This window comes from Buttiauxella sp. AC038 (assembly GCF_979253565.1).
On the sequence record NZ_CEEDCQ010000001.1, the window covers coordinates 3406781 to 3419846 of the forward strand.

Below are 13066 nucleotides of genomic sequence, written 5' to 3' on the forward strand. Positions count from 1 at the left end.
TACGAGAAGGGTTCCAGAGCTTTAATGCTGGATGAAAAAATATTGCAGAGTTTTGCGAGTGGCCTCGAAAACAGCCCATTCAGATATAAAAAAACGGCACCCGAAGGTGCCGTTCTTAAGAATCAAATCCGAAGATTTAATTGCCGTAAATGTTGGCGCGGTCACGTAATTCTTTACCTGGTTTAAAGTGCGGAACGTATTTGCCTTCCAGATCCACTTTATCGCCAGTTTTAGGGTTACGTCCGGTGCGAGGTGCGCGATAGTGTAAGGAAAAACTGCCGAAACCCCGGATTTCAATACGCTCACCTTGGGCGAGAGTAGAGGCCATATGCTCCAGCATCTCTTTAACTGCATCTTCTACAGCTTTCGCCGGGATGTGAGATTGCTGAGTTGCAAGTCTTTCTATCAATTCTGACTTGGTCATGATTCCTCCGGTTTCCTTTCAGGAAAATTAACTTACACCTATCAATCGAACAAGGGCGGCCGTAGCCGCCCTGATTTAGTGCTCGGACGATTACTCGCCTTTAGCTGCTTTGAATGCTTCAGCCATAGCGTTAGAGAAGTTCGGTGCATCTTCCTGTTTGTTGTTAACAGTAGCGATTGCATCTTTCTCGTCAGCTTCGTCTTTAGCACGAACAGACAGGCTCACAACACGGTTTTTACGGTCAACGCCGGTGAATTTAGCTTCAACGTCGCCGCCTACGCTCAGAACCAGAGTTGCATCTTCAACGCGGTCACGGGAAGCTTCAGAAGCACGCAGGTAGCCTTCTACGCCATCTGCTAATTCAACTGTAGCACCTTTCGCGTCAACTGCTGTTACTTTACCAGTAACGATAGTACCTTTCTTGTTCAGTGCAACGTAGTTGTTGAACGGATCTTCTGCGAGTTGTTTAACACCCAGGGAGATACGCTCACGTTCTGCGTCAACTTGCAGAACCACAGCCGCGATTTCGTCGCCTTTCTTGTATTCACGAACTGCTTCTTCGCCTGCAACGTTCCAGGAGATATCAGACAGGTGAACCAGGCCGTCGATGCCACCGTCCAGGCCGATGAAGATACCGAAGTCAGTGATAGACTTGATTTTACCTTCAACGCGGTCGCCCTTGTTGTGGGTTTCAGCGAACAGCTGCCATGGGTTAGATTTGCACTGCTTCAGACCCAGGGAGATACGACGACGTTCTTCGTCGATATCCAGAACCATAACTTCCACTACATCACCAACGTTAACAACTTTGGATGGGTGGATGTTTTTGTTGGTCCAATCCATTTCGGAAACGTGAACCAGGCCTTCAACGCCTTCTTCGATTTCTACGAAGCAGCCGTAATCAGTCAGGTTAGTCACGCGACCAGTCAGTTTGGTACCTTCTGGATAACGCTTAGCGATTGCGACCCATGGATCTTCGCCCAGTTGTTTCAGACCCAGAGACACACGAGTACGCTCACGGTCGAACTTCAGTACTTTAACGGTAATTTCATCGCCAACATTCACGATTTCGCTTGGATGCTTAACGCGTTTCCATGCCATATCAGTGATGTGCAGCAGGCCGTCAACGCCGCCCAGATCAACGAATGCACCGTAGTCAGTAAGGTTCTTAACGATACCTTTAACTTCCATGCCTTCTTGCAGGTTTTCCAGCAGTTGATCACGTTCTGCGCTGTTTTCGGATTCGATAACTGCACGACGAGAAACAACAACGTTGTTACGCTTCTGGTCCAGCTTGATGACTTTGAACTCAAGCTCTTTGCCTTCCAGGTGCAGAGTGTCACGTACCGGACGAACATCTACCAGTGAACCTGGCAGGAACGCACGAATACCGTTCAGCTCTACAGTGAAGCCACCCTTAACTTTGCCGTTGATGATACCGACCACAGTTTCAGCTTCTTCGTAAGCTTTTTCCAGCGTGATCCAAGCTTCGTGACGCTTAGCTTTTTCACGGGACAGCAGAGTTTCGCCAAAGCCATCTTCAACAGCGTCCAGAGCAACATCAACTTCGTCACCAACCTGGATTTCCAGTTCGCCAGCAGCATTTTTGAACTGCTCAATCGGAATTGCAGATTCAGATTTCAGACCGGCGTCAACCAGTACTACGTCTTTATCGATAGAAACTACAACACCGCGAACGATGGAACCCGGACGGGTTTCGATTGTTTTAAGGGATTCTTCAAAGAGTTGAGCGAAAGATTCAGTCATGTTGTTAATCTTCAAGGTTCTTTAGTTTAACGTCCATTTAGCATCCCGCCGAATGGGGTTGTTTCACATACCCCGCCATTGGCTCCATGCCGACAGGGTTTAGGTTACAGGGGTAAAAATCTACCCGATATGTCAGGATACCACTATGGCAATATCATGACAAATATGACAAAACAGACACCAGCACAATATTGACTATTGAGCTGGTGTTAAAATTTTCTGCGCGTATGTCAGCGCTTGTTTGATGACTTCGTCAATTGACATGCTGGTTGAATCCAGCACCAACGCATCTGCGGCTGGCACTAACGGTGCTACTGCACGGTTACGGTCACGATCATCACGTTCTTTAATTTCTGCCAAAAGGCGCTCAAAGTTAACACTAAAGCCCTTCTCCTGCAACTGCAGCATACGCCTTTGGGCACGCTCTTCAGATGAGGCATCAAGGAAGATTTTTACCGGTGCATCAGGGAAAACGACTGTTCCCATATCACGTCCATCCGCTATTAAACCAGGCGCTTCCCTGAAAGCACGCTGGCGGCGTAATAACGCCTCACGGACACGGGGGAAAGCGGCAACCTGAGAAGCTGCATTTGCCACGTCCTGCGTACGGATTTCCGCGCTGACGTCTTCTCCTTCAAGAATGACTTCCAGCTCGCCATTGTTGGCAACAAAGCGCACATCAAGATGAGCCGCCAGTGGAACCAGGGCATCTTCAGATGTAACGTCAACCTGGTGATGCAAAGCCGCTAATGCAAGAACTCGATAAATTGCACCAGAATCAAGTAGATGCCATTGCAATGCTTCCGCCATGGCCTTACAGAGCGTACCTTTACCTGCGCCGCTTGGGCCATCAATCGTTATTACCGGGGCGGGTGCCGTCATCGTACTCTCCTCTCGCTGGAATTGCGGATCTAAAATATCAACGCCGCATATTATACGCCGCCAGATTACTGACCGTTATCTTTCCTGCCAATTATCGTAGTTAATGAGGCTGAGTGTAGAAGAATTGCGCAACTTGAGGTGGGGCTGGAAAAAACCAGCCCCAAATTCAGAGAGGTAGTTTATTTTTTATCTGCTGCTATGCGGTCACGGACATGTTGCGCACGTTCAGCTGATGGTGGATGTGAATCAAACATAGACTTCGATGTACCACCATCAACCGTTGCAAGCTTATCAAAACTGCTTGCCAGTCCTTGAGTATTGATTTTGCGTTTTTTTAGGAGATCATATGAGAAATCATCAGCCTCTGACTCTTCACTGCGCGAGAACGTCGCATTAACCGCCGCTTCGGCTAAATCACCAAGTTGTGACTGAGATAACTGTGATGCCACTCCGCTGGTTGCAGAAACTGCATCCTTGGCCGCCATAGTGGCATAGGCTGTTTGCAGTTTTTCCTTTGAATGACCCAAGGCTACGTGCCCCATTTCATGACCAAGAACACCTTCAACTTCGTTATCGGTCATCATGTCCATTAAGCCGCTGTAGACACGTACACAGCCGTTGGCCATCGCCCAGGCATTTATATCGCTGGTCAAATACACTTTATAATTTACTGGTGTACCGTCGACCTGATCCCCAAGGGCCTTGGCAATTTTGTTCAAGCGTTTGGCATATTTGCTGGATTTACCCGCGAGTTGGTTTTCACTATCTGCTTGTTTACAGGACTGGTTTGCCACTGACTTAACATCCGCATCGCTGAGTGTTGCGGCTTTGAAGGCCGACATTCCGGACGATACCAGTTTATCGCCATTCATGTTCTTACACGCTACCAAAGATCCCGCCATTAACACTGCCAATACTACCTTTTTGAAAGTCTTCATAGTTATCTTCCGTTGATGAGCTATACATGAAACAAATCATCGATTTGTTGATCAAATCGGACGTGAGATTAACAGTGGTACAAGCAGGTGCAATAAAAGCGGAGGTACGAAAACTGAGTTGATCTTATGCGGGATATTGAGAATTTACTCCGGCACTCAACGTTACCGGAGCAAATGGTGGTGCATTACTTGAGGGTGCTAATACGCGCTAACTGCTCAAAATAGTCCGGGAAAGTTTTCGCGGTACATTTCGGGTCAAGGATAGTTACTGGTGTGTCTGACAACGCCACCAGCGAGAAACACATCGCCATACGGTGATCGTTATAAGTGCCGATTTCAGCAACTTGCAGCTGAGCAGGTGGCGTCACAGTAATGTAATCTTCGCCCTCTTCCACCACCGCTCCGACTTTACGCAACTCTGTTGCCATCGCGCTCAGGCGGTCAGTCTCTTTCACACGCCAGTTATAAATATTACGCAGCGTGGTAGTGCCTTTGGCAAACAAGGCCGCCGTTGCGATTGTCATCGCAGCATCTGGAATATGGTTCATATCCATATCAATGGCGTTAAGTTCCCCGCGCTCACAGGAGATGAAATCATCGCCCCAGGTAATTTTTGCACCCATTTTTTCCAGCACATCAGCAAAGCGGATATCGCCTTGTACGCTGTTACGGCCAATACCCGTGACTTTTACCGTACCGCCTTTAATTGCACCAGCCGCGAGGAAGTAAGAAGCAGAAGAGGCATCGCCTTCCACCAGATACGCGCCCGGTGAAATGTACTGCTGGCCGCCACGAATAACAAAGCTGCGGTAATCACGGTTTTCGACTTCAACACCAAAAGTTTTCATCAGGTGTAGGGTGATATCGATATACGGTTTCGATACCAGCTCACCTTTAATGGTGATTTCGGTGTCGCTTGCCGCCAGTGGAGCAGTCATTAACAGCGCCGTCAGGAACTGGCTGGATACACTACCATCAACCGAAACCTGGCCGCCGCTAAAACCGCCACGCAAACGCAGCGGCGGGTAATTTTCCTGCTCCAGATAATCAATCTGAGCACCACCCTGACGTAATGCATCAACCAGATGGCCAATTGGACGTTCTTTCATGCGCGGTTCACCCGTCAGCACGATGTTATTGCTGCCCAGACACAGTGCTGCCGCCAGTGGACGCATCGCCGTACCTGCGTTTCCTAAGAACAGTTCCAGCTCGCCTGACGCTTGCAGTGGACCACCCATGCCAGTCACTTCGCAACGCGTGCGGTCAGCAGAGAGCGTATAGCTCACACCCAGTGCTTTCAGCGCGTTAAGCATATGACGCACATCGTCGCTATCCAGCAAATTAGTCAGTTCGGTGGTGCCATTAGCCAGCGCTGCCAGCAACAGAGCTCGGTTAGAGACACTTTTTGAACCAGGAAGATTAATTGTGCCGTCGACAAGGGCGATGGGTTGTAACGTCAGGGATTCCAGCATGGGGAAAATACTCTCAACTCAAACAGAATAAAACCCCGCGAAGCAAGTCGCGGGGAGAATAACAACGAGCAACGATTAACCGTGGCGACGTTCGAAGTCGACCATAAAATTGGTTAACGCTTGTACGCCTTCGAGCGGCATCGCATTGTAGATGGATGCGCGCATTCCACCCACAACACGGTGGCCCTTCAGTGCATGCAGACCAGCGGCAAACGACTCTTCCAGGAAGACTTTATCAAGTGCGCTATCAGCTAACTGGAACGGAATGTTCATGCGCGAACGGTTAGCTGAAGCAACATCGTTACGGTAGAAGTCGCTTTTATCGATAACACCATATAACAACTCAGCTTTTGCTTTGTTGATTTTGTCCATTACTTCGACGCCACCCTGCTCTTTCAGCCACTTAAATACCAGGCCGGAAAGATACCAGGCAAATGTAGGTGGGGTGTTAAACATGGAGTCGTTTTCGTTTAGCACGGTGTAGTCAAGAATTGACGGACACGCTTTATGCGCCTTGCCGAGCAAATCTTCACGCACAATAACTAACGTCAAACCCGCAGGACCAATGTTTTTCTGCGCGCCTGCGTAAATCACACCAAAGCGGCTGACATCCATTGGATGCGACAAAATAGAGGATGAGTAGTCAGCTACCACGACTTTATCGCCGAAATCCGGCGTTTCATGAGTCGCGATACCGTCAATAGTTTCATTCGGGCAATAGTGCAGGTAGGCACTGTTTTCAGAAACCTGCCACTCGCTCATCGGTTTGATGGCACGCAGGCCGTCGATGGTAACTTTGGCATCAATAACATTCGGAGTGCAGTATTTATGCGCTTCTTTTACAGCACTGCTCGCCCAGTAACCGCCATCAACATAATCAGCGGTAGTTTTGTCGCCCAGCAGGTTTAACGGTACACCAGCAAATTGGCCGCGACCGCCGCCGTGACAGAACAAAACTTTGTAGTTTGAGGGGATTTGCAGGAGATCACGAAAATCTTTTTCAGCTTCTTCAGCGACCTCAATAAACTCTTTACCACGATGGCTAATCTCCATTACGGAGGTGCCTAAGCCTTGCCAGTCGCAGAGTTCAAGTTGCGCACGACGAAGCACTTCAGCCGGCAGCATTGCCGGGCCGGAACTAAAATTGTATACCTGAGCCATTTCCCCTCACCACGCTTAAAGCAATAAGTTTTATCACGCTATCGGTTTTATCACTCAGATGCAGAGGCTGCAACGGTTAATCAGGCATGGCTGGGTAATGTGCGCAAAATCACACAACATAATCAACTAGTCGCTGAATTAAATGCCCGATAACCGCCCGTCACGTCACTCGCGTGGCGGTACAGGCTTTGACCCAGAACTTGTGTTCACAACGTGGGCAAGGCGTTTCATCCCCGGCATTAAGTGTCACCACTTCGCTGCAGTGAATACAGGCGTAATCTGCATCTTCAGGGAGTTTAACAAACCGTTCGCAGCAGGGTTCGGGTAAAATAGGTAACCCCGGCCTGACGAGTTTATCGGGGAAAAAGTAGACGCTGATTTGACCGTTAGTTTCCAGTATGGCGAGCCGTACCTGCCCAAGATGTTCAACACCCACCAATCGTAGTTCCATAAAGAACTCAAATTCAGTCATGTTTTGCGACTTCATTTTTTCCCAGGCAAACTCGCCTTCTTCAATCAGAACCGAAGGTTTGCCTTCAAGCAGGTTTTCAAGTTTTTCGCTGTGGCTCATCAACCACATCACCAGGCGATAAAGCAGCCCCAGCGTGACGAACACAATCAAGACGGGCAACATGGGGACATCATGATAAAACGCCACATCGCCTGCCGCAGAGCCGAGTGTCAGAATGATCAATACTTCAAATAGCGACATCTGCCGAACACCGCGCCGCCCCGTTATCTTCAAAAATAGAAATACCAATATAAAGGTGTAGAGACTGCGTAAAGCGACTTCCCAAAGAAAATCGAGGGGAACGTCATTTAATGCCATCCGCTGGAGATCAAAGGTCTTCATTTATACCGCCATAACAGTAGGTTACTGACAATAAGCATAGCCTGTTATGCTAGAGCCGCCTGCATGCTGCTGACGATGGCGTCAGTCTGCTAAAACCCGTATCATTGCGCGCTTTGCGTACGACAAAAGTGAAACCTCATGACTCAAACCTTTATTCCTGGCAAAGATGCCGCTCTGGAAGACTCCATCGCTCGCTTCCAGACCAAGCTCGCCGATCTTGGCTTTAATATAGAAGAAGCCTCCTGGTTAAACCCTGTACCGAACGTCTGGTCAGTGCATATCCGTGATAAAGACAGCGCGCTGTGCTTTACCAATGGTAAAGGCGCAACTAAAAAAGCTGCTTTAGCTTCAGCACTAGGTGAATATTTCGAACGTCTGTCGACTAACTATTTCTTTGCTGATTTCTGGTTGGGCAAAACCATCGCTAATGGCCCATTTGTGCATTATCCAAACGAGAAGTGGTTCCCAATCCCAGAAGATGAGCAACTGCCGGAAGGTATTCTCGACGATCGCCTGCGCGCGTTTTACGATCCAGAAAACGAAGTGACTGCAGGTATGCTTATCGACCTGCAATCAGGTAATGAAGAGCGTGGGATTTGCGCGCTGCCATTCACCCGCCAGTCAGATCAAGAAACCGTTTACATTCCGATGAACATTATCGGCAACCTGTACGTATCAAATGGAATGTCCGCAGGTAACACTGCCAATGAAGCGCGCGTTCAGGCACTTTCCGAAGTGTTCGAGCGCCACATCAAGAACCGTATTATTGCCGAAAGCATCAGCCTGCCAGAAATTCCACAAGAAGTGCTGGCTCGTTATCCGGGCGTGGTTGAGTCAATTGCTACCCTTGAAGCCGAAGGTTTCCCAATCTTCGCGTATGACGGTTCATTAGGCGGCAAATACCCCGTTATCTGTGTGGTGTTGTTCAACCCAGCTAACGGCACTTGCTTTGCATCGTTTGGTGCTCACCCTGATTTTGGTGTTGCGCTGGAACGTACCGTGACAGAACTGCTTCAGGGCCGCGGTCTGAAAGACCTGGATGTGTTTACTCCACCAACCTTTGACGACGAAGAAGTGGCTGAGCATGCAAACCTGGAAACTCACTTCATTGATTCCAGCGGTCTGATCTCCTGGGATATGTTCAAGCAAGATGCTGACTATCCATTTGTTGACTGGAGCTTCTCCGGCACAACAGAAGAAGAGTTCGCCACGTTGATGGCAATTTTTGATGCAGAAGACCAGGAAGTCTACATCGCTGATTATCAGCATCTGGATGTTTATGCTTGCCGCATCATCGTGCCAGGCATGTCCGATATTTACCCGGCTGAAGACCTGCTGCTCGCCAACAACAATATGGGCTATCACCTGCGCGATACGATTCTGGCTCTGCCGGGTAGCGAGTGGGAGAAACAAGATTATCTGGGCCTGATTTCTCAGTTAGATGAAGAAGGCCACGATGATTTCACCCGTGTGCGTGAATTACTGGGTCTGGCGACAGGTAAAGATAACGGTTGGTACACGCTGCGTATTGGCGAGTTGAAAGCCATGCTGGCTCTGGCTGGCGGCGATACCGAGCAGGCGCTTATCTGGACTGAATGGACGATGGAATTCAATGCATCTATTTTCAGCGCCGAACGTGCAAACTATTACCGTTGCCTGCAAACGTTACTGCTTTTAGCAATGGAAGAAGACCGCCAGCCGCTGCAATACCTGAATGCCTTCGTACGCATGTACGGTGCAGAAACTGTTGAAGCGGCGAGTGCTGCCCTGAGTGGCGAAGCTGCATTCTATGGCCTGCAAGCTGTAGATAGCGATTTAAAAGCCTTCCCTGCGCATCAGGCGCTGTTAAGCGCGTATGAAAAATTGCAACGCGCAAAAGCGGCATTTTGGAAATAAAGTAACAAAAAGAAACTCAAAGGTGCGTAAACCATAATGTTTACGCTATATTACGGGGCGATTTTTATCGCCCCGTGTATTTATTGGCAGCGTAATAATTTCACTTGTGACTCAATAGTTAAATATTGGTGAAATATTATTAAGTGAAACTACAAATAATGTTGCCAAATTACTGAAATACTCCATTCTAATTAATCAAACACAGGAGCTTCGAGGTTAAATATCAAATTACACTACAAACTTTAAACTTTATTTTTATCATAAAAATCAATAACCTGAACTGAAAAACAGCTAAACACCTGCTTTTTTCAGGCCTATAAGCTTGGCGAGATATGATCCATATCAAATTTTACTCTATAATGCTTTGTTAGTATCTCGTCGCCGAATTAAATAAGAGAGAGTTAGTGTGAAAGCTGACAACCCTTTTGATCTATTGCTCCCAGCTGCTATGGCGAAAGTTGCCGAAGATGCTGGCGTCTATAAAGCAACAAAACACCCGCTAACCACGTTTTATTTAGCGATAACCGCGGGTATGTTCATCTCGATTGCCTTTGTCTTTTACATCACTGCTACTACCGGTACTGCAACAATTCCGTTTGGTATTGCAAAACTGATTGGCGGTACTTGCTTCTCGTTAGGACTTATCCTGTGTGTCATCTGCGGTGCAGACCTTTTCACTTCTACAGTGTTAATCGTTGTTGCTAAAGCCAGTGGACGTATCACTTGGGGTCAGTTAGCCAAGAACTGGGTTAACGTTTATATCGGTAACCTGTGCGGCGCTTTGATGTTTGTGGTGTTGATTTGGTTGTCAGGCATGTATATGACAGCAAATGGTGCGTGGGGTCTGAATGTGCTTCAAACCGCGGACCACAAAATGCATCACACCTTTATTGAAGCTGTGTGCCTCGGTATTTTAGCTAACCTGATGGTCTGTCTGGCTGTCTGGATGAGCTACTCCGGTCGCAGTTTGATGGACAAGATGTTTGCTATGATCCTCCCGGTCGCCATGTTTGTTGCTAGTGGTTTTGAGCACAGTATCGCAAACATGTTCATGATCCCTATGGGTATCGTAGTACGCAACTTTGCAAGCCCGGAATTCTGGACCGCAGTTGGGTCGTCTCCGGACAATTTCACACACTTGACCGTGTTGAACTTCATCACCGATAACTTAATCCCCGTAACTATCGGGAACATCATCGGTGGTGGTTTACTGGTTGGGTTGACGTACTGGGTAATTTATCTGCGCGGTGGCGATAAGCACTAAGTGCTAACTGTCGTGTAGGGAATAAGAAATCCACATTAGAAGGTAGGTGTTAAATGTCCGAACTTAATGAAAAGTTAGCCACCGCTTGGGAAGGTTTTGCTAAAGGCGACTGGCAGAATGAAGTCAACGTGCGTGACTTTATTCAGAAAAACTACACCCCTTACGAGGGTGACGAGTCCTTCCTGGCAGGTGCTACAGATGCAACTACCGCTCTGTGGGACAACGTTATGGAAGGCGTTAAACAGGAAAACCGCACTCACGCGCCTGTTGATTTCGACACTGACCTCGCATCCACCATCACCTCCCATGATGCTGGTTACATCAACAAGTCCCTCGAAACTATCGTCGGCCTGCAAACTGATGCTCCACTGAAACGTGCAATTATTCCGTTTGGTGGCATCAAAATGGTTGAAGGTTCTTGCAAAGTATACGGTCGTGAACTTGACCCAATGCTTAAGAAGATCTTCACCGAATACCGCAAAACTCACAACCAGGGTGTGTTTGACGTTTATACCAAAGACATCCTGAACTGCCGTAAATCAGGCGTAATCACCGGTCTGCCGGATGCTTACGGTCGTGGTCGTATCATTGGTGACTACCGTCGCGTAGCACTGTACGGTATCGACTTCCTGATGAAAGACAAATTCGCTCAGTTCAACTCTCTGCAGAGCAAACTGGAAAACGGCGAAGATCTGGAAGCAACAATCCGTCTGCGTGAAGAAATCTCTGAGCAGCACCGTGCTCTGGGTCAGATCAAAGAAATGGCTGCTAAATATGGCTGCGATATCTCTGGTCCTGCTAAAAATGCTCAAGAAGCTATTCAGTGGACTTACTTCGGCTACCTGGCTGCGGTTAAATCTCAGAACGGCGCTGCAATGTCCTTCGGTCGTGTTTCCACCTTCCTGGATGCATTCATCGAACGTGACCTGAAAGCAGGCAAAATTACTGAGCTTGAAGCACAGGAAATGATTGACCACCTGGTCATGAAACTGCGTATGGTTCGCTTCCTGCGTACCCCTGAGTATGATGAACTGTTCTCTGGCGACCCAATCTGGGCGACTGAATCTATCGCCGGTATGGGTGTAGATGGCCGTACTCTGGTTACCAAATCTAGCTTCCGTTTCCTGAACACCCTGTACACCATGGGGCCGTCTCCGGAGCCGAACATCACTATTCTGTGGTCTGAAAAACTGCCACTGAACTTCAAGAAGTTCGCAGCTAAAGTTTCCATCGATACCTCTTCTCTGCAATACGAGAACGATGATCTGATGCGCCCTGACTTCAACAACGATGACTACGCAATCGCATGTTGCGTAAGCCCAATGATTGTTGGTAAGCAAATGCAGTTCTTCGGTGCTCGCGCTAACCTCGCGAAAACCATGCTGTATGCAATCAACGGCGGCGTTGATGAAAAACTGAAAATTCAGATCGGTCCTAAAGAAGCGCCAATCATGGCTGACGTTCTGGACTACGATAACGTTCTTGACCGTCTTGATCACTTCATGGACTGGTTGGCTAAACAGTACGTCACTGCGCTGAACATCATTCACTACATGCATGATAAATACAGCTACGAAGCGTCTCTGATGGCTCTGCATGACCGTGACGTTGTTCGCACCATGGCTTGTGGTATCGCGGGTCTGTCTGTTGCAGCTGACTCCCTGTCTGCAATCAAATACGCGAAAGTTAAACCTGTTCGTGACGAAGACGGCCTGGCTGTAGACTTCGAAATCGAAGGCGAATACCCAATGTTCGGTAACAACGATTCTCGCGTAGATGATATCGCTGTTGACCTGGTAGAACGTTTCATGAAGAAAATTCAGAAACTGACTACTTACCGTAACGCTATCCCGACTCAGTCTGTTCTGACCATCACCTCTAACGTGGTTTATGGTAAGAAAACCGGTAACACCCCAGACGGTCGTCGCGCTGGCGCTCCATTCGGTCCAGGTGCTAACCCAATGCACGGTCGTGACCAGAAAGGTGCTGTTGCCTCTCTGACTTCCGTTGCTAAACTGCCGTTTGCTTACGCTAAAGATGGTATCTCTTACACCTTCTCTATCGTTCCTAACGCACTGGGTAAAGACGACGAAGTTCGTAAAACTAACCTCGCGGGTCTGATGGATGGTTACTTCCATCACGAAGCGTCCATCGAAGGTGGTCAACACCTGAACGTGAACGTAATGAACCGTGAAATGCTGCTGGATGCGATGGAACACCCTGAGAAATATCCTCAGCTGACCATTCGTGTTTCTGGTTACGCTGTACGTTTTAACTCCCTGACTAAAGAACAACAGCAGGACGTTATTACCCGTACCTTCACTCAAACCATGTAATTCACGGTTTGTCTGAAAAGGCGTAGAATAAAGGCTCCACCTCGGTGGGGCCTTTTCTTATATCAGAACCTAT

10 protein-coding genes are annotated in these 13066 nt (G+C 48.2%); 3 read left to right on the plus strand and 7 right to left on the minus strand.

Features of this window, described 5'->3' with window-relative positions; all coding sequences use genetic code 11:
- Window positions 1-136: 136 nt before the first annotated feature.
- The 7 genes from ihfB to AC0IXI_RS16345 form a co-directional block, all read right to left on the minus strand.
- Complete coding sequence (gene ihfB / locus AC0IXI_RS16315) at window positions 137-424, minus strand: integration host factor subunit beta (RefSeq protein ID WP_034456367.1); 288 nt, start codon at window positions 422-424, stop codon at window positions 137-139.
- A gap of 90 nt (window positions 425-514) precedes the next feature.
- On the minus strand, window positions 515-2191 hold the full coding sequence (gene rpsA / locus AC0IXI_RS16320) for a 30S ribosomal protein S1 (RefSeq protein ID WP_471682785.1): 1677 nt from the start codon (window positions 2189-2191) through the stop codon (window positions 515-517).
- 195 nt (window positions 2192-2386) lie between these two features.
- Window positions 2387-3073 carry a (d)CMP kinase gene (gene cmk / locus AC0IXI_RS16325; protein ID WP_064517519.1) on the minus strand — a complete coding sequence of 229 codons (687 nt, stop codon included), beginning with the start codon at window positions 3071-3073 and terminating at the stop codon, window positions 2387-2389.
- Window positions 3074-3252: 179 nt separating this feature from the next.
- Window positions 3253-4011, minus strand: coding sequence for a metalloprotease LoiP (loiP, locus tag AC0IXI_RS16330; RefSeq protein WP_471682786.1), 759 nt, complete (start codon window positions 4009-4011; stop codon window positions 3253-3255).
- A 185-nt stretch (window positions 4012-4196) separates the two neighbouring features.
- Entirely contained in the window at window positions 4197-5480 is a 1284-nt protein-coding gene (gene aroA, locus AC0IXI_RS16335; RefSeq protein ID WP_424222500.1) for a 3-phosphoshikimate 1-carboxyvinyltransferase, read from the minus strand.
- 78 nt (window positions 5481-5558) lie between these two features.
- Window positions 5559-6644 (minus strand): 3-phosphoserine/phosphohydroxythreonine transaminase, encoded by a 1086-nt coding sequence (gene serC, locus AC0IXI_RS16340; RefSeq protein ID WP_134183576.1) that lies wholly within the window; start codon window positions 6642-6644, stop codon window positions 5559-5561.
- A 160-nt stretch (window positions 6645-6804) separates the two neighbouring features.
- Window positions 6805-7497, minus strand: a complete 693-nt coding sequence (locus AC0IXI_RS16345) for a DUF421 domain-containing protein (RefSeq protein WP_413497897.1) — start codon at window positions 7495-7497, stop codon at window positions 6805-6807.
- A 138-nt stretch (window positions 7498-7635) separates the two neighbouring features.
- On the opposite strand from AC0IXI_RS16345, the gene ycaO reads away from it, so the two are divergent.
- The 3 genes from ycaO to pflB all read left to right on the plus strand — a co-directional run bounded on the left by ycaO (window position 7636) and on the right by pflB (window position 12993).
- The gene (gene ycaO / locus AC0IXI_RS16350) at window positions 7636-9393 is read left to right on the plus strand and encodes a 30S ribosomal protein S12 methylthiotransferase accessory factor YcaO (RefSeq protein ID WP_064517507.1); all 1758 of its coding nucleotides are present in this window, start codon (window positions 7636-7638) and stop codon (window positions 9391-9393) included.
- A 406-nt stretch (window positions 9394-9799) separates the two neighbouring features.
- Window positions 9800-10657, plus strand: a complete 858-nt coding sequence (gene focA / locus AC0IXI_RS16355; protein ID WP_064517504.1) for a formate transporter FocA — start codon at window positions 9800-9802, stop codon at window positions 10655-10657.
- Window positions 10658-10710: 53 nt separating this feature from the next.
- Complete coding sequence (gene pflB / locus AC0IXI_RS16360) at window positions 10711-12993, plus strand: formate C-acetyltransferase (RefSeq protein ID WP_064517500.1); 2283 nt, start codon at window positions 10711-10713, stop codon at window positions 12991-12993.
- The last annotated feature ends 73 nt before the right edge of the window (window positions 12994-13066 follow it).